The following is a 16,794-nucleotide window of genomic DNA, read 5'->3' on the forward strand; positions in this document are numbered from 1 at the left end:
TATTCAGATCAGACCGCAGCCGCGCCGGCAACGATCTCGGAGAGTTCCTTCGTGATCGCGGCCTGACGGGTCTTGTTGTAGACCAGCTTCAGTTCCTTGATCACGTTGCCTGCGTTGTCGGTGGCGGCCTTCATGGCCACCATGCGGGCCGACTGCTCCGAAGCCATGTTCTCGGCCACAGCCTGGTACACCAGCGCTTCGACGTAACGCACCATCAGGTCGTCGATGACGACCTTGGCATCCGGCTCATACAGGTATTCCCAGGCATGAGTCTTCTCGCCAGCGAACTCGGTGGCCTTCAAGGGCAGCAGTTGCTCCACCAGCGGCTCCTGCTTCATCGTGTTGATGAAGCGCGTGAAGCACAGGTAGACCGCACTGAGCTCGCCCGCGGTGTACGCGTCGAGCAGCACCTTGACCGGACCGATCAGCTTCTCGAGATGGGGGGTGTCCCCCATCCCCACCACCTGGGCGACCACGTTGGCGCCGATGCGGTTGAAGAAGCCGGTGGCCTTGTTGCCGATGGTGACCACGTCGGCCTTGACGCCCTGACCATCCAGCTCACGGAGCTTGTTGGTCACGGCACGCAGCACGTTCGTGTTCAGACCACCGCACAGACCCTTGTCCGTGCTCACCACGATGAAGCCCACCTTCTTGCCAGCGCTTTGCTGCATGAAGGGGTGGACGTACTCGGGGTTGGCCAAGGCCAGGTTCGCCGTGATGTTGCGCACCTTTTCAGCGTAGGGTCGGGCCGCACGCATGCGATCCTGCGCCTTGCGCATCTTCGAAGCCGCGACCATTTCCATGGCCTTGGTGATCTTCTTGGTGTTCTCGACGCTCTTGATCTTGTTGCGTATTTCCTTGCCTGCCGCCATGGCGTGCTCCTTTAGGCAAAGGTCTTCTTGAACGCGACGATGGCTGCTTGCAGCTCGGCTTCGGCGTCCTTGTCCAAGGCCTTCTTCTCTTCGATCTTGGCCAGCAGCGCGCCGTGGCTGGTCTTCAGGAACTGGTGCAGACCAGTTTCAAAGGCCAGAACCTTCTTGACGTCGATGTCGTCCATGTAACCCTTGTTCACGGCGAACAGGGTGGCACCCATCAGGGAGATCGAGAGCGGCTGGTACTGGGCCTGCTTCAGCAGTTCGGTCACGCGGGCACCGCGGTCCAGCTGCTTGCGGGTGGCCGCGTCCAGATCGGAAGCGAACTGCGCGAAGGCAGCCAGTTCACGGTACTGGGCCAGGTCGGTACGGATACCGCCGGACAGGCTCTTGATGACCTTGGTCTGCGCTGCACCACCGACGCGCGACACCGAGATACCGGCGTTGATGGCGGGACGGATGCCTGCGTTGAACAGGTTGGTTTCAAGGAAGATCTGACCGTCGGTGATCGAGATCACGTTGGTCGGAACGAAAGCGGACACGTCGCCGGCTTGCGTTTCGATGATCGGCAGGGCCGTCAGCGAACCGGTCTTGCCCTTGACTTCACCGTTGGTGAAGGCTTCGACGTAGTCGGCGTTCACGCGAGCGGCACGCTCGAGCAGGCGCGAGTGGATGTAGAACACGTCGCCAGGGAAGGCTTCGCGGCCCGGCGGGCGACGCAGCAGCAGCGACACCTGACGGTAGGCGACGGCCTGCTTGGACAGGTCGTCGTACACGATGAGGGCGTCTTGACCGCGGTCGCGGAAGTACTCGCCCATCGCGCAGCCGGAGTAGGCCGACACGAACTGCATGGCAGCCGAGTCAGAGGCCGAAGCGGCGACGACGATGGTGTAGTCCATGGCGCCGGCTTGCTCCAGAGCGCGCACGACGTTCTTGATCGACGAAGCCTTCTGACCGATGGCGACGTAGATACAGGTGACGCCCTGGCCCTTCTGGTTGATGATCGCGTCGATGGCGACGGCGGTCTTGCCGGTCTGACGGTCACCGATGATCAGCTCGCGCTGGCCACGGCCGATCGGCACCATCGAGTCGATCGACTTGATACCGGTCTGCAGGGGCTGGTCAACGGACTGACGGGCGATCACGCCGGGGGCGATCTTCTCGATGGGAGAAGACAGCTTGGCGTTGATCGGGCCCTTGCCGTCGATGGGCTGACCCAGGGCGTTCACCACGCGGCCGACCAGTTCGGGGCCCACGGGCACTTCCAGAATGCGACCCGTGCACTTCACGGTGTCGCCTTCGGAGATGTGCTCGTACTCGCCCAGAATCACGGCGCCGACGGAGTCGCGCTCGAGGTTCAGGGCCAGGCCGAAAGTGGGCACGCCAGCGGCGTTGGCGGGGAACTCCAGCATTTCGCCTTGCATCGCATCGGACAAGCCGTGGACGCGCACGATACCGTCCGTCACGGAGATGACGGTACCCTGGTTGCGAATGTCGGCAGCCGCGCCGAGACCTTCGATGCGGCTCTTGATCAGTTCGGAAATTTCTGCGGGATTCAATTGCATTGCTTAGCTCCCAGTCTGGTCAAGGGCTGCACCTTGGCAAACCTCGTTGACGGCAACCGGTGGCACGAAGCCACCGGCAGGGTTGAGCGACTGTTCTTGGTTGAGGCCGGGCTCCGGATCACGCCAGGAGGGCCGACTTCATGCGTTCCAGGCGGGCCTTCACGGAGGTGTCGAGCACCTCGTCGCCGACCACGACGCGCACGCCACCGATGAGGTCGGCATCGACCTCAACCTTGGCTTCCAGCTTGCGACCGAAGCGCTTCTCGAGCGGCGCCACGATGTCGGCCACCTGGGCGTCCGAGATCGGGAAGGCGCTGACGATGCAGGCTTCGGACACGCCCTGGCGGGCTTGCACGAGCGCTTGGAACTGCTCGGCCATCAGCGGCAACGCCGCCAGACGGCCGTTCTCCAGAACGGTACGCAGGAAGTTGGCCACGACCGGCGCGAGAGCCACCTTGGCAGCCTCGGTGAGCACGCCGAACACCTGGTCCTGAGTGACACGGGGGTTGTCGGCGAAGCTCTGCACAGCGGCGTCGCTGGCGACCTGGGCCAGGGCAGCGACTTGCGCCACCCAGGCGGATTGCTCCGCCTCCGGCGTGGCCTTGAACAGCGCTTCGGCGTAAGGACGGGCGATGGTGGCAAGCTCGGCCATGATCACAGCTCCGACTTCAGGCGGCTCAGCAGGTCGGCATGGACCTCCGGAGACACCTCACGACGCAGAATCTGCTCGGCACCCTTGACGGCCAGACCGGCGACCTGCTCACGCAGGGCTTCACGGGCCTGGATGGCCTGCTGATCGGCTTCGGCCTTGGCGTCGGCTACGATCTTGGCGGCTTCTTGCGAAGCGCGCTGCTTGGCCTCCTCAACGATGGCCGCAGCACGCTTTTCAGCGTCGGCCAGTCGTTGGGCGATCTCGTCACGGGATTGGGCGAGCTGTTCCTGGACGCTCTTGTTGGCATTCGCCAGTTCCAGCTTGGCCTTGTCGGCGGCAGCCAGACCGTCGGCGATCTTGCTTGCGCGCTCGTCGAGCGCCTTCGTGATCGGCGGCCACACGAATTTCATCGTGAACCACCACAGGATCCCGAAGACCACGATCTGCGCGAACAGCGTTGCGTTCAGATTCACGGCTCGGACCTTTCTCGGTTAAATGGGATGTTCAGTCGAGAACGGACCGATTACTTGGCCAGAGCGGCGATGAAGGGGTTCGCGAAGGCGAACAGCATGGCGATACCGACACCGATCAGGAAGGCGGCGTCGATCAGACCAGCCAGCAGGAACATCTTGGTCTGCAGTTCGTTCATCAGTTCGGGCTGACGAGCGGTGGCTTCGAAGTACTTGCCGCCCATCAGAGCGATACCGATACAGGCACCGATGGCGCCCAGGGCGATGATCAGACCACAAGCCAGAGCGACGTTTGCCAACACCAGTTCCATGATTGCTCCTAAAGAAAGTAAGGTTGGTTTAGAGAAAAGGGAGAGAGGACTTTTTGTGAAACCTGATCAGTGACCTTCGTGGGCCTGACCGATGTACACCAGGGTCAACATCATGAAGATGAACGCTTGCAGCGCAATGATCAGGATGTGGAAGATGGCCCAGGCCGAACCGGCCAGCACGCCCAGGATCCAGAGGCCGATGCCTCCAGCCGACAGGGACGCACCGACAGCGGCGCCGAGCAGGGCGATCAGCATGAACACGAGTTCGCCTGCGTACATGTTGCCCCACAGCCGCATGCCGTGGGAGATGGTCTTGGCGCCGAACTCGACCAGGTTCAGGAAGAAGTTCGGAATCAGCAGCAGCAGGGTGCCGACGGTGCCATGCGCGTGGAACGGGGCCGTGAACAGCTCCTTGATCCAGCCGCCGACGCCCTTGATCTTCATGTTGTAGTACAGACAGATCAGCAGCACGGAGATGGACATGCCCAGCGTGATCGACAGGTCAGCGGTCGGCACGACGCGCATGTAGGCGTGGTGCGGATCGTGGCCGGCCGCAGCGTAGACGCCTTCCCAGACACGGGGCAGCAGGTCGACGGGCAGCAGGTCCATCGCGTTCATGAAGAAGATCCAGATGAACACGGTCAGGGCGGCCGGGGCCACGGCCTTGCGCGAGGTGGCGTTGTGCACGATGCCCTTGGCCTGCGTGTCGACCAGCTCGACCAGCAGCTCGACGGCAGCCTGGAAGCGGCCGGGCACTCCGGAGGTGGCCTTGCGGGCGGCCTTCCACAGCAGGAAGACGCCCAGGGCACCCATCACGACGGACCAGAACACCGAGTCGATGTTGATGTAGGACCAGTCGACGATGGCCTGCGGCTCGACCTTGTTCTGCAGGTGACGGAGGTGGTGCCCGATGTACTCGGGTGCAGTGAGCGCGTGTTCAGCGGCGTGAGCTTCGGCGGACATCGGCAGTTCTCGTTAAACAGATTTTTTCGCGCGGCCCTGCCCCAAGAGCAGAACCACTCCAATCACTTTCAGGCACAACACCAGGGTCACCAGCATGGCCGCCCAGTCGATCGGGCGAAGCAGCACGGGCGACAGCGCCAACATGGCCCCGCTCAACCCGAGCTTGAGCAACTCCCACACGAGGAGCACTCCCACACTGCGTCCCGCGCCTCGCCCGAAGATCCCGCGCGCCATCAGGGCATTGGGTATCACGACCACCGCGCCGCCATACAGGGCGGACACCGCAGAAGCCGGGCTTTGCGACAGGACACCCCAGACCAGCGCGACCAGCACCGCCACCGCAGCCTGCCAGGCGAGAATCCGCCAGACCGACATCGAAGGGTGCTTGGCGACAAGGGCTTGCGCTTCCTGTCGCGTCAGCGGCCGGACGGGGGGATCGATGTCTTCGGTCCAGTCGGAATCGTCGAAGGCCTGTTGCGCTGCATGCTGACCTCCCGGCTTGTGACTCTGAGGTGGCTGCATGACGACTCGCTTGGCGCATTCAACCCGCTGACTGGACGCCCGGCCTCCTGGATCTGACAGGAGACACAGCGCACGCGTGGACAGCGGCGACAGTGGAGCAAGACACCGACCTGCGTCGGCAAAACCTAAAGATTATACGCGGTTACCCGGAGCCGAACCAAGCCCCAGCACTGTACTGAGTTGACACATCCCTTACACGGAGGTCCGGGCGGCGGCGTGCCCGCGACGCACTTGATCACCCGCCCCCTCATGTCGGGGTGCACTGAGGGCAAGCCCGGTGCCTGCTCCAGCGGCCGGCCGGCATCCTGTGTTTAACAAGCGGCCGACAACGGGTCGCAGATGCAGTCACCCACACGGCCATGCACGCGCGCAGGCCGCGTTCCTTCCCGGAGCCCGCGATGTCTTCTTCAGCCTCTCGCGACAAGGTCAGCACGTTCTTCAGGCCGATCTCGGCCGTCACCGTCACCCACATCCGGCAGATGTACGACCTGTACGCCGGCTTCTACGAGAACACCTCGCTGGATGTCTTTCTCAATGACCTGAGCAAGAAGTCGGGCGTGATCCTCGTGACGCGCAAGGCCGACGACCGGGTGGTGGGCTTCTCGACGCAGACCTTCTTCGACCTGAAGGTGGACGGCAAGCGCGTGCGCGGCATCTTCAGTGGCGACACGATCGTCGACCCGGCCTACTGGGGCAACAACGCGCTGGCCAACACCTTCTACCGGCGGCTCGTCATCGAGCGGATCAAGCAGCCCTTCGTGCCCTTCTACTGGTTCCTGATCTCGAAGGGCTACAAGACCTACCTGCTGCTGACCAACAACTTCTACAACTACTACCCGAACGTGCGCGGGCACGACGAGAAGTACCGACGCATCACCGAGGCCTATTGCGAGCAGCTGTTTCCGCAGTACTTCGACCGCGAGAAGATGCTGCTGGACTTCGGCAACGACTACGTGCGCCTGAAGGGCGACGTCGCCGACATCACGCCCGAACTGCGCGCGGCCAATCCGCACATCGCCTTCTTCGAGAAGGTGAACCCGACGTGGCGACGCGGCACGGAGGTGCCGTGCATCGGCGCCTGCGACTACGAGAGCCTGTTCCGATCCATCGTGGACGTGCCGGTGAAGTGGGTGCGCAAGCACCTGCTGGGCACCCACCGGCCGGCGGGGCTCGACGTCGAGCGCAAGCCGGCGCGCAGCGTGGTGTGGCGAGAGACAGACGTCGAGGGCATCGAGCAGGGCCGGACCTCGTGAGCATGGGGACAGGCGCGACGTTGGGGCACCACCTGCTGAAGGCGCTGGTGGAACCGGGGCGGCGGCGGTTTGCACGCCACGTGGACGAGCTGGAGTCGGTGCAGCGGGCGCGGCTGGCGCGCTGGCTGTCGGCCGCGGCGCGCTCACCCGAGGGGCAGCGGCGCGGCGTGCGGGCAGACTGGTCGTGGGAGGAGTTTGCCCGTCAGCAACCGGTGACGACCTATGCCGACTACGCGACCGCACTGAGCGCCCAGCGCCAGCAGCGGCAGGCGCTGTTGATCGATTCACCGGTGATGCGCTATCAGCCCACCAGCGGTTCGACCTCGGCGGTGAAATGGATCCCGTACACGCGGCTGTTTCTGGACGAGCTCGATCAGGTCATCACGGCCTGGGTGGGCGACCTGTACCGCCAGTTCCCGAACCAGGGCCATGGCACGCATTACTGGTCGCTGTCGTGGATCCCGACGGCGCTGCGCGGCCAGACCGCGGGCGACATCAACGACGACATGAAGATGCTGTCGTGGGGCAAGCGCCTGCTGGCCTACCTGACGCAAGCGGCGCCGCAGGAGATCGCGCTGGCCGAGACCTCGGAGGATTCGCTGTTTGCCACGGCGGCCTGGCTGGCCGCCGACCGTTCGCTCGGCTTCATGTCGGTGTGGAGCCCGACCTTCGGCATCGGGCTGCTCGAGCAGATGGGGGCCTGGCGTGCCGAGCTGGCCGAGGTGCTGCAACGCGGTGACTGGGGCGCGCGGGCGCCTCGCATGACCAGCGTGCCCTGCCCACGCGCACCCCACGCCGCCCGGCTGCTGGCCGGTTGGGATGGCGTGCCGAACGGGCGCTTCTTCCAGGCCCTGTGGCCGGAGCTCGCGGTGCTGAGTGCCTGGGACACGGCGGCGGCGGCCCCGTGGGCGCGGCGCCTGCAAGGTCTGCTGCCGCATGCGGCCTTCCAGGGCAAGGGCCTGTGGGCGACCGAGGGCGTGGTGACCTTTCCCTTCGAGGGTCGCTATCCGCTGGCCTACCTGAGCCATGTCTACGAATTCGAGGACGCGCACGATGGCCGCGTGCTGGCGCCGTGGCAGCTGCGCACCGGCCAGGAGGTGATCCCCCTGCTGACCACGGGCAGCGGTTTTGCGCGCTACCGCATGAGCGACGTGCTGCGGGTGGAGGCGCCGCTGGGTCAGGTGCCGTGCTTCACCTTTCTGGGCCGCAACGATGGGGTCGACCTGGTGGGCGAGAAGACGAGCGCGCAGACCGCGCAGGCGGTGCAGGATGGCTTGATGCTGGACGGCGCCCTGCCCGTGACGCTGCTGGCCCTCGATGAGGCGCGCCACGGTCAACCGGGCTATGTGCTCCTGGTGGAGTGTGATGCCACGCGGCCTCGCCTGGCGCTGGAACACGACCTGGCCAGACAGGTGGAGCAGGCGCTGCAAGCCAACTTCCACTACAAGCTGGCGCGCGAGCTGGGCCAGCTGCAGCCGGCAGCCTGCGTGGCGCTGCCCCACATGCGCGCCATCTACCTCGAGCAATGCCGCGAGCGCGGAATGATCGAGGGCAACATCAAGATCGAACCGCTGCGCCACTGGACGGGCCCGGCGCCCGCTGTGCTGCGCGACGCGCTGGATGGCTGCGTGCTGTCGGCCGCCTGACCCCGTTCTCCCACCGCTCCTGTCGTTCCCTTTTCAAGCAGTCTCGCCATGGCCATCACCATCCGTCTGGGCACCTCCGCCGACAACCCGCGCATCCAGGACCTGATCACCAAGATCACCATGCCAGGGCTGGCGCAGATGTGCTTTCAGCGCACCCCCGACTTCTTCACCGGCGCACGGGTGATCGGTGACGAGTTCATCGTCGCGGTGGCCGAGGACGATGAGCGCCCGGAGGTGCTTGCGGGGCTCACCGTGATCTCGGGGCGGGACCTCTACATCAGTGGCCAGAAGCGGCGCGTGTACTACTCGGGTGACACGCGGGTCGACCCGTTCTACCGGCGACGGGGCATTGCATCGTCGCTGTTCATGGAGCAGAAGAAGTACCGCACCGACCAGGAGTTGCTGCAAGGCATCGTGCTCAAGGACAACACGGCCCCGCTCGAGGCGGCGGCCAATGTGGCCGACGGCGTGCTGTTCCGCTTCTGGGTCAGCCACACGATCGAAACGAGCTTCATCTATGTGCGCAAGCAGGCGCCCCGCATCCCGCATGGCGTGACGTTGCGTCAGGCGACCCGCGCCGATGCGCCGCGCATGCAGGCCTACTTCGACCGCGAGGCGCCACGCCGCAACGGCTACCCGGTGTACGACTTCAGCAAGTTGCTGGCCGGTGACCCTTACTACACCGGGCTGCGCATCGAGGACTATGTGCTGGCCGAGCGCCACGGCGAGATCGTCGGGATGCTGGCCGGCTGGGACCAGAAGGCCTACAAGCAGACGCGCATCGTGGGCTTCAAGCCGGTGGTGAAGGTGCTGCGGCCGCTCTACAACCTGTATGTGGGGCTGGCGGGTGGCTTCCGGCTGCCGCCGGTGGGGGGTGTGCTGAACTACCTGACGGTCTACAACACGCTGGTGAGCGAGGACGATCCGGCCGTGCACCGCGCGCTGCTGGACTGGCTGATGGCGCACCAGGGCCAGAAATACGATGCGATCGCAACGGCGTTCACCCACGGCGACCCGCTGGCCGAGGTGCCACGGGGCTACAAGCGGCAGAAGCTCATCTCGAGCAACTTCTGGCTGAGCTATGGCGACGACCCGCGGCCCGGCATCGATGCGCGGCCGCTGTATGTGGAGCTGGGCCGGCTCTGATGCGACCGGCCCGTGGCCCGGCCGTCAGGCGGCGCGGGCCTCTGGCATGGCTTTCGGCGCTTCGGTGGCGGACAGGGCCTCGTCGGCCATGCGGGCCAGCACCGCATCCACCCGGGTGAGGAAGGCGCGCACGTCGGCCTCGTCGGTTTCGGCGCGCTGCCAGGTCATGGGGATGCTGAGCCGGCCGTCGAGCTCGGTGAGCACCGGCAGCGGCGAGATGCTGTTGACCACGCCGACCATCTGCTCGACACGCACGCGCCCCACGGGCGGCTGGATTGCTGCGACATCGCCCAGGCTGGTGGCATGGCAGCTGATTTTCGGGAAGCGGCCCGCGCGCATCATCTTGACCGCGATGTGGCCGATCAGCGTGCGGCCCAGCCAGGGGGTGAGCTCGTCCCACAGGTAGGTCCAGGCCATCTCGCGACGGGCGTAGCGGGCCTGGCCTTCGCGGATGGCGGCGTCGACGGCGCGCACGCGGGCGAGCAGCGGCTTGCGGGGATCCGATTCGATCACGAGGAAGGCGCCGACGTGGTTGCCCCACAGCGGGCCATGCCCCGCCGCCGCAGGGTAGTGGCGGCGGAGGTTGACGGAGATGCGGATGACGGCCGCGGCCAGGGGGTCGTCAGGCGCCTGCTCGAGAAAGGCCTGCGCCAGACCGGACACGACCAGGGTGTTGAGCGACACACCGAGCCCCCGGGCGGCAGCGCGCAGCCGCGCCGTGCCGACAGGCACCTGGTGGTGGCACAGGCCGGTGGTGGTGTAGTGCGGCTGCAAGCGGGTGGGCAGTTGCTGCACGTGCAGCGCGGCCAACTGCCGTCGCTCGGCAACGCGGTGGGCGCGCGAGCGCCACAGCTGACGCGGCCACTGCCACCAGTGCGTGGGCGCGATGGCGCCGAGCATCGAAGGCGCCTCCAGCGGCATCGGCTCGATCAGGCTGCCCTCCAGTCCACGCAGCAGCTGTGACACCAGGTGCACCATGGTCATGCCGTCGGCAAAGATGTGGGGCACGCCGAAGATCAGCGCGGGGCGCTCAGGATGGGGCGCAAAGTGCACCCGCAGCCCCAGGCCCCGCTCCAGTGGCACCACGTCGTGCAGGGCGTCGCGGTGCCAGGCGAGCAGCACGTCCGGGTCATCGAGATCGAGGCCGGGGTGGACGCGCAGCACGCGCTCGAACAGCTGGTCGATCAGTGGCCCCTCGGGCAGCACGCGGAAATGACAGCGGTGCAGGCCGGGTTCGACCACCGACCGCAGCTTGGGGTAGGCCGTGACCAGCGCACGCAGCACGCCGCGCAGCGTTGCCTCGTCGACGGGGGCACTCAGACGCACCAGATAGGGCTGGATCATGGTGCCGGCCAGGCCCTCGATGGCGGCATAGCCGTGCTCGGTGCGGTTCATCGGCACCGTCGAAGGGGGCTCATCAGACAAAACGTGTGACATACAACGCATGCTGGCAGAGCCGGATGTGATCTGGCTCAGGACTTGCGCGCCCTCCCCCCTGAATGCGCTGAGGGGGACTGCCTACAATGCGCGGATGACCGTCGCCACCTCATCCCCCTCGCTGCCCCCTCTGGCCAACGACCGCTTTCTGCGCGCCTGCCTGCGCCTGCCCACCGACTGCACGCCCGTGTGGCTGATGCGCCAGGCCGGCCGCTACCTCCCGGAGTACCGCGCCACGCGCGACCAGGCCGGCAGCTTCATGGGCCTGGCCACCAACCCGGAGCTGGCCTGCGAGGTGACGATGCAGCCGCTGCGCCGCTACGACCTGGACGCGGCCATCCTGTTCAGCGACATCCTGACCGTGCCCGATGCCATGGGCCTGGGCCTGAGCTTTGCCGTCGGAGAAGGCCCGAAGTTCGCCAAGGTCGTGCGCGACGAAGCCGCCGTGGCCGAGCTCGCCGTGCCGGACATGGACAAGCTGCGCTATGTGTTCGATGCCGTGCGCACCATCCGCCGTGAACTGTCTGACGCCAACGGCGTGGGCAAGGTGCCGCTGATCGGCTTCTCGGGCAGCCCGTGGACGCTGGCCTGCTACATGGTCGAAGGCGGTGGCTCGGACGACTACCGCGCCGTCAAGACGCTGATGTACCAGCGCCCCGACCTGATGCACCGCATCCTGAGCGTCAACGCCGATGCGGTGGCCCTCTACCTGAACACCCAGATCGAAGCCGGCGCGCAGGCCGTGATGGTGTTCGACTCGTGGGGGGGCGTGCTGGCCGATGGCGCCTTCCAGCAGTTCAGCCTGGCTTACACGCAGCGCGTGCTCAGCCAACTGAAGAAGGAGCACAACGGCTTCCGCATCCCGCACATCGTGTTCACCAAGGGCGGCGGCATCTGGCTGAACGAGATTGCCGACAGCGGCGCCGACGTGATCGGGCTGGACTGGACCATGGGACTGGACAAGGCCCGCGCCCTGACCGGCGACCGCGTGGCGCTGCAAGGCAACCTGGATCCGAACGTGCTGTTTGCCAACCCCGAGCAGGTGCAGGCCGAGGTCAAGCGCACGCTGGATGCGTTCGGCAAGCACACGGCGCAATCGGGCCATGTGTTCAACCTGGGCCACGGCATCAGCCAGTTCACCCCGCCGGAAAACGTGTCGGTGCTGGTGGACACGGTGCACGCCCACAGCCGCGCGCTGCACGGCTGACCTTCCCGGGCGGCCCATCGACGCCGCTCAGCGCCGCTCGATGACCACCGGGCGCACCTGCAACGCATGCTGCGCCTGCCGAGCCGCCGCATGCGCCTGCTCGCGCGAGGCATACGGCCCGACCTGCAGCTTGAACAGCGACGACTCCTGGAACACCGCCAGCAGTGGCTGAAGCGCGTGCAGGTCGGTGGCAATGCGTTGCTGCAGGCGCTCGACGCTGTCACGGCGCGTCAGCGCGGCCAGTTGGACCCAGAAGCCGCGTGCGGCGGTGGTGTAGGCCCGGGCGGGCGCCGGTTCGGTCGCCAACGGGGTGTGTGCCGGCGGCGTGGCCACGGGGGCGGCTGCCCCTCCTGCGGTCAGCCCGACAGGCTCCGCCCCCCCTTCGAGGCGGCCCGAGGCCAGGGTTGCGGCCTCGCTTTCGGGCGAGCCGGGCAGCGCCGGGTCGAGCGGTGTGCCTCGGCGCCAGGCCCCGGAGCGGATCTCGTCGAAGGTCAGGCGCTCGACCTCGACCTCGCTGAGTCCGCCGGTGATGCCCAGCCGGTGGGCGGCCGCATAGCTGAGGTCGATGACGCGCTCGCGGTGGAAGGGCCCTCGGTCGTTGATGCGCACGATGACCTCCTTGCCGGAAGCCACATGCCGAACGCGGGCGTAGCTCGGGATGGGCAGGGTGCGGTGCGCGGCCGTGAGGCCGTAGACGCTGTACAGCTCGCCGCTGGCGGTGCGGCGACCATGAAACCGCGTGCCGTACCACGAAGCGAGCCCCCGTTCGCGAAATGCCTGATCTTCACGTTCCGGTGTGTAACGCTGACCCAGCACGGTGTAAGGCTTGTTGGCGCCACCGGAGCGGATGGGTTCGATCCGCGGCTCGGACGCCGCGGCCGCCAGCAGTTCGGGGGGCGGGTTCAACGGGGGGCCGTCGCGGTCGGGATGGCGCGCGACCACCGGGGGCACGCCGGCCGGCGTCCGGGCCGCCTGCCCTGCCCCGCGGTCGCTGCCCGGGCCGCTGGCACAGCCTGCCAGCACGCCCAGCAGGGCCAGCCACGGGGCCACGCCGGCACCGCGGCGCAGCATGTTCACAGTCGGGGTGGAGGGCAGGAGGCGGTGCATGCGCGCACGATACCGCAAGCCCACCGACTGAAGTGACAGGTCGTTTCCGCCCGAACAGGCGGCCGGGGCCCACCCTGGTGTTACACGGCGCCCCCTCCGTCTTGCCCCGATGCGCGCGGCAAGGAAGGCAACGCGGCACAATTCGCATCTCGTGGCCGCCACCCGGCCGCCCTTTCCAGACCGCCTGCCCTGCCCACGCCGCCATGTCACGACCAGAGGACCCCGTTTTCCAGCACGACTTCGAGCGCGGCATGCGCAACCGGCGCGCCGCGCTGGGTGATGCCTGGGTCGACAAGTCCATCGCCAAGGCCAACCGCTTCAACGCCGAGTTCCAGCACTTCATCACCGAGTACGCCTGGCACGGTGCCTGGGGCCGCCCCGGCCTGGACTGGAAGACCCGCCGCGTGCTGGTTCTGGCGGTCACGAGTGCGCTGGGCCGCTGGGACGAGTTCGAGATCCACCTCCGCGGCTCGCTGACACCCGGCAACGCCCACACACTGACCCCGGAAGAGGTGCGCGAGGCGCTGATCCAGATCGCCATCTATGCCGGCGTGCCGGCGGCCAACACCGGCTTTGCCAAGGCGGTGCAGATCCTGCGCGAACTGGGCATGGAGCCCGAACCCCACCCGGCCGACCAGGCCTGGCACACCGGCGTGGGCCGCTCGGTGTTCACGCACACCCGCCCCAAGCTGCACGCCACGGTGCGCGACGCCCGCAACAAGGCGCCGGCGCACACGCTCGTGCTCAGCCACGCACTGGGCCAGGACGGCAGCATGTGGGACCTCGTGGCCAACGAACTGGCCGCAGGCCACCGCGTGATCTGCCCCGACACCCGCGGCCATGGCCGCTCGCAGACGCCCTCCGAGCCGCTGACCCTGACCGAACTGGCCGCCGATGCCGCCCGCCTGATCGACGAGGTGGCCGGTGGAGAGCCCGTGGTGTGGGTGGGCCTGTCGATGGGCGGGCTGATCGGACAGGAACTGGCCTTGCGCCACCCGGACAAGGTCAAGGCCCTGGTGCTGGCCAACACGACGGCCGGCTACGACGAGGCCGGCCGCGAGGCCATCGGGCAGCGCATTGCCACGGTGGAATCGCACGGCCTGGGCGCCATCGGCACCTCGACCATGGCGCGCTTCTTCAGCGATGAATTCCGCCGCACGCAGGCCGCCGCCGTGGCCCGCCACCAGCGCCTGCTCGAATCCACCGACCCCGAGGGTTACACCGCCTGCGCCGCCGCGCTGTGCGAGGCCGACTACGGCTACCGCCTCGGCCAGCTCCGGCTGCCCACGCTGGTGGTGGCCGGCAGCGTCGACCAGACCACGCCGGTGGCGGCCGCCCAGGCGCTCGCACGGGCCATCCCGGGCGCGCAGCTGGCGGTGCTGGAAGGCTGCGCCCACCTGAGCGCCGTCGAACAGCCACAGGCCTTTGCCGAGCTGCTCAGCGAGTTCGTGGCCAGCCTCTGATGTCTGTTCCGACCATGAACCCGGCCCAGATGGCGGCCGTGGAGCACCTGGACACGCCCTGCCTGGTGCTGGCCGGCGCCGGCTCTGGCAAGACCCGCGTGATCACCCACAAGATCGCGCGGCTGCTGCAGCCGGGCTACGGCGCCGACCTGGCGCCCTCGCAGATCGGCGCCATCACCTTCACCAACAAGGCCGCCGCGGAAATGCGCGAGCGGGTCAAGAGCCTGATCGGCCCGCGGGCCGCGGCCAAACTGCTGGTCAGCACCTTCCACTCGCTGGGCGTCAAGCTGCTGCGCGAGGACGGCAGCGCGCTCGGGCTCAAGCAGGGCTTTTCCATCCTCGACAGCGACGACGTCACGAGCATCCTGCGCGACTGCGGCGCCACGACCGATGCCAAGCTGGCCCGGAGCTGGCAGTGGACGATCAGCCTGTGGAAGAACCAGGGGCTGGACTCGAACGCCGCCCTGAGCCACTGCAAGACCGACGACGACGTGGTGGCCGCGCGGGTGATGAAACTGTACGAAGAACGGCTGCTCGCCTACCAGGCGGTCGATTTCGACGACCTGATCGGCCTGCCGCTGAAGCTGCTGCAGGAGCATGAGGCCGTGCGCCAGAAGTGGCAGCGCCAGCTGCGCCACGTGCTGGTCGACGAGTATCAGGACACCAACGCCACGCAGTACGAGCTGCTCAAGCTGCTGGTCGGGCCGGACGGCGTGTTCACCGCGGTGGGCGACGACGACCAGTCGATCTACGGCTGGCGCGGCGCCACGCTGGACAACCTCAAGCGACTGCCGCAGGACTACCCCAGCCTCAAGGTCATCCCGCTGGAGCAGAACTACCGCTCGACCAGCGCCATCCTGCGCGCGGCCAACCACGTCATCCAGCTCAACCCCAAGCTGTTCCAGAAGACGCTGTGGTCGGACCTGGGCGAAGGTGAGCCCATCAAGCTGATGGCGTGCGACAACGAAGAGCACGAGGCCGAGCGCACCGTGGCGCACTTCCAGTTGCTGCGCAACCGCCTGCTGCACGACCACCCGGGCAGCGACAAGGCCGACTGGAGCAACTTCGCCATCCTGTACCGCGCCAACCACCAGGCGCGGCCCTTCGAGCAGGCGCTGCGCAAGGCCAACATCCCGTACAAGGTGTCGGGCGGGCAGAGCTTTTTCGACAAGGCCGAGATCAAGGACCTGTGCGCCTGGCTGCGCCTGCTGATCAACAACAACGACGACCCGGCGTTTTTGCGCGCGGTGACGACGCCCAAGCGCGGCATCGGCCACCAGACGCTGGGCGCCCTGGGCGAATTCGCGGGCAAGTGGAAGGTGAGCCTGTTCGAGGCGCTGTTCTCGGAGTCGCTGGGCACGGCGCTGAACCGGCGTGCGCTCGATGGCCTGCACGAGTTCGGCCGCTACGTGAACGACCTGGAGTACCGCGCCCGCCAGACCGTGGGCGCTGAAGCGGCCAAGGAACTGCTGCTGGAGTGGCTCAAGGAGATCGGCTACGAGCAGCACCTTTACGACAACGAAGAAAACGAGAAGGTCGCGGCGGCGCGCTGGGCCAACGTGCTGGATTTCGTCGACTGGGTGGCCAAGCGCTGCGGCGGTGAGATCGAGAACGACGGCGGCATGACGGTCGAGAGCGAACGCAAGAACGTGCTCGAGGTGGCGCAGCTGATCTCGCTGATCACCAGCCTGGCCGAGCGCGAGAGCGATCAGAAGCAGGTGACGCTGACCACACTGCACGCCTCGAAGGGCCTGGAGTGGCCCCACGTGGTGCTGGCCGGCGTCAACGAGGGGCTGCTGCCCTTCTCGCGCGAGGACGGCGAGATCAGCGGCCAGCAGGTCGAGGAAGAGCGCCGGCTGATGTATGTGGGCATCACGCGCGCGCGGCTGACGCTGGGCGTGAGCGTGCTCAAGCGCCGCAAGAAGGGCCGTGAGTACGTGCAGGCCACGCCCAGCCGCTTCATTGCCGAAATGAAGCTGGACGAAGGGGGCGGCCAGAAAGAAGACCCCCGCGAGAAGCTGAAGCGCCTGCGCGAAGAGATGGCGGCCAAGGCCAAGCTGAGCGCGGCCGCAGCGAAATCGCAGCTCTAGCCGTCACCGGGCCGAAAAAAAACCCGAGTCCTTGCAGACTCGGGTTTAAATCCACCAAAGGAGATGGGTGGAGGAGACAAACGAAACAAG

15 protein-coding genes are annotated in these 16,794 nt (G+C 66.9%); 6 read left to right on the forward strand and 9 right to left on the reverse strand.

Translation table 11 applies throughout. The annotated features are described in order from the left end of the window. Positions 1-8: 8 nt before the first annotated feature. From atpG to DEH84_RS15955, 7 genes are all read right to left on the reverse strand, one after another. Positions 9-872, reverse strand: coding sequence for a F0F1 ATP synthase subunit gamma (atpG, locus tag DEH84_RS15925; RefSeq protein WP_109037738.1), 864 nt, complete (start codon positions 870-872; stop codon positions 9-11). Between the two features lie 11 nt (positions 873-883). After that, a complete protein-coding gene (gene atpA / locus DEH84_RS15930; protein WP_109037739.1) occupies positions 884-2,437 on the reverse strand; it encodes a F0F1 ATP synthase subunit alpha in 1,554 nt (517 codons plus the stop codon). Between the two features lie 118 nt (positions 2,438-2,555). Then, positions 2,556-3,089: a F0F1 ATP synthase subunit delta gene (locus DEH84_RS15935; protein ID WP_109038448.1), complete on the reverse strand. Its 534-nt coding sequence runs from the start codon at positions 3,087-3,089 to the stop codon at positions 2,556-2,558. A gap of 2 nt (positions 3,090-3,091) precedes the next feature. Next, a complete protein-coding gene (locus DEH84_RS15940) occupies positions 3,092-3,562 on the reverse strand; it encodes a F0F1 ATP synthase subunit B (protein ID WP_109037740.1) in 471 nt (156 codons plus the stop codon). A gap of 50 nt (positions 3,563-3,612) precedes the next feature. Next, on the reverse strand, positions 3,613-3,870 hold the full coding sequence (gene atpE, locus DEH84_RS15945; RefSeq protein WP_058088930.1) for a F0F1 ATP synthase subunit C: 258 nt from the start codon (positions 3,868-3,870) through the stop codon (positions 3,613-3,615). Positions 3,871-3,936: 66 nt separating this feature from the next. Continuing rightward, positions 3,937-4,833 carry a F0F1 ATP synthase subunit A gene (gene atpB, locus DEH84_RS15950; RefSeq protein ID WP_109037741.1) on the reverse strand — a complete coding sequence of 299 codons (897 nt, stop codon included), beginning with the start codon at positions 4,831-4,833 and terminating at the stop codon, positions 3,937-3,939. A gap of 12 nt (positions 4,834-4,845) precedes the next feature. After that, entirely contained in the window at positions 4,846-5,355 is a 510-nt protein-coding gene (locus tag DEH84_RS15955; protein ID WP_109037743.1) for an ATP synthase subunit I, read from the reverse strand. 398 nt (positions 5,356-5,753) lie between these two features. On the opposite strand from DEH84_RS15955, the gene DEH84_RS15960 reads away from it, so the two are divergent. From DEH84_RS15960 to DEH84_RS15970, 3 genes are read left to right on the forward strand one after another with little or no spacing between them, the layout of a single operon-like run. Then, positions 5,754-6,608, forward strand: coding sequence for a hypothetical protein (locus DEH84_RS15960; protein ID WP_109037744.1), 855 nt, complete (start codon positions 5,754-5,756; stop codon positions 6,606-6,608). Positions 6,609-6,610: 2 nt separating this feature from the next. Next, positions 6,611-8,254 (forward strand): GH3 family acyl-acid amido synthetase, encoded by a 1,644-nt coding sequence (locus tag DEH84_RS15965; RefSeq protein WP_245932792.1) that lies wholly within the window; start codon positions 6,611-6,613, stop codon positions 8,252-8,254. Between the two features lie 48 nt (positions 8,255-8,302). Beyond that, entirely contained in the window at positions 8,303-9,400 is a 1,098-nt protein-coding gene (locus DEH84_RS15970) for a GNAT family N-acetyltransferase (protein ID WP_109037745.1), read from the forward strand. A 24-nt stretch (positions 9,401-9,424) separates the two neighbouring features. Here the strand turns inward: DEH84_RS15970 and DEH84_RS15975 are convergent, their stop codons facing one another. After that, positions 9,425-10,795 carry a hypothetical protein gene (locus DEH84_RS15975; RefSeq protein WP_109037747.1) on the reverse strand — a complete coding sequence of 457 codons (1,371 nt, stop codon included), beginning with the start codon at positions 10,793-10,795 and terminating at the stop codon, positions 9,425-9,427. 136 nt (positions 10,796-10,931) lie between these two features. Here DEH84_RS15975 and hemE point away from each other — a divergent pair, with 136 nt between their 5' ends. Beyond that, the gene (hemE, locus tag DEH84_RS15980) at positions 10,932-12,044 is read left to right on the forward strand and encodes a uroporphyrinogen decarboxylase (RefSeq protein ID WP_109037748.1); all 1,113 of its coding nucleotides are present in this window, start codon (positions 10,932-10,934) and stop codon (positions 12,042-12,044) included. Between the two features lie 27 nt (positions 12,045-12,071). Here hemE and DEH84_RS15985 read toward each other — a convergent pair whose 3' ends face one another. Further along, a complete protein-coding gene (locus DEH84_RS15985) occupies positions 12,072-13,151 on the reverse strand; it encodes a septal ring lytic transglycosylase RlpA family protein (RefSeq protein ID WP_245932617.1) in 1,080 nt (359 codons plus the stop codon). Between the two features lie 203 nt (positions 13,152-13,354). Between DEH84_RS15985 and pcaCD the strand changes: the two genes are divergently transcribed. Next, positions 13,355-14,614, forward strand: coding sequence for a bifunctional 4-carboxymuconolactone decarboxylase/3-oxoadipate enol-lactonase PcaCD (pcaCD, locus tag DEH84_RS15990; RefSeq protein ID WP_109038451.1), 1,260 nt, complete (start codon positions 13,355-13,357; stop codon positions 14,612-14,614). Further along, positions 14,614-16,704 (forward strand): ATP-dependent helicase, encoded by a 2,091-nt coding sequence (locus DEH84_RS15995; protein ID WP_179950595.1) that lies wholly within the window; start codon positions 14,614-14,616, stop codon positions 16,702-16,704. Before pcaCD ends, DEH84_RS15995 begins: the two co-directional genes overlap by 1 nt. Positions 16,705-16,794 lie beyond the last annotated feature (90 nt).

This window comes from Aquabacterium olei (genome assembly GCF_003100395.1).
GTDB lineage: Bacteria > Pseudomonadota > Gammaproteobacteria > Burkholderiales > Burkholderiaceae_C > Aquabacterium > Aquabacterium olei.

Excerpts from the sequence above, each read along its gene's own strand:
- pcaCD (WP_109038451.1), top strand. The coding sequence starts at position 13,355 with ATGTCACGACCAGAGGACCCCGTTTTCCAGCACGACTTCGAGCGCGGC.
- atpG (WP_109037738.1), bottom strand. The coding sequence starts at position 872 with ATGGCGGCAGGCAAGGAAATACGCAACAAGATCAAGAGCGTCGAGAAC.
- DEH84_RS15965 (WP_245932792.1), top strand. The coding sequence starts at position 6,611 with ATGGGGACAGGCGCGACGTTGGGGCACCACCTGCTGAAGGCGCTGGTG.
- DEH84_RS15970 (WP_109037745.1), top strand. The coding sequence starts at position 8,303 with ATGGCCATCACCATCCGTCTGGGCACCTCCGCCGACAACCCGCGCATC.
- atpA (WP_109037739.1), bottom strand. The coding sequence starts at position 2,437 with ATGCAATTGAATCCCGCAGAAATTTCCGAACTGATCAAGAGCCGCATC.
- hemE (WP_109037748.1), top strand. The coding sequence starts at position 10,932 with ATGACCGTCGCCACCTCATCCCCCTCGCTGCCCCCTCTGGCCAACGAC.
- DEH84_RS15975 (WP_109037747.1), bottom strand. The coding sequence starts at position 10,795 with ATGAACCGCACCGAGCACGGCTATGCCGCCATCGAGGGCCTGGCCGGC.
- DEH84_RS15995 (WP_179950595.1), top strand. The coding sequence starts at position 14,614 with ATGTCTGTTCCGACCATGAACCCGGCCCAGATGGCGGCCGTGGAGCAC.
- DEH84_RS15935 (WP_109038448.1), bottom strand. The coding sequence starts at position 3,089 with ATGGCCGAGCTTGCCACCATCGCCCGTCCTTACGCCGAAGCGCTGTTC.
- atpE (WP_058088930.1), bottom strand. The coding sequence starts at position 3,870 with ATGGAACTGGTGTTGGCAAACGTCGCTCTGGCTTGTGGTCTGATCATC.
- DEH84_RS15955 (WP_109037743.1), bottom strand. The coding sequence starts at position 5,355 with ATGCAGCCACCTCAGAGTCACAAGCCGGGAGGTCAGCATGCAGCGCAA.
- atpB (WP_109037741.1), bottom strand. The coding sequence starts at position 4,833 with ATGTCCGCCGAAGCTCACGCCGCTGAACACGCGCTCACTGCACCCGAG.
- DEH84_RS15960 (WP_109037744.1), top strand. The coding sequence starts at position 5,754 with ATGTCTTCTTCAGCCTCTCGCGACAAGGTCAGCACGTTCTTCAGGCCG.
- DEH84_RS15985 (WP_245932617.1), bottom strand. The coding sequence starts at position 13,151 with ATGCACCGCCTCCTGCCCTCCACCCCGACTGTGAACATGCTGCGCCGC.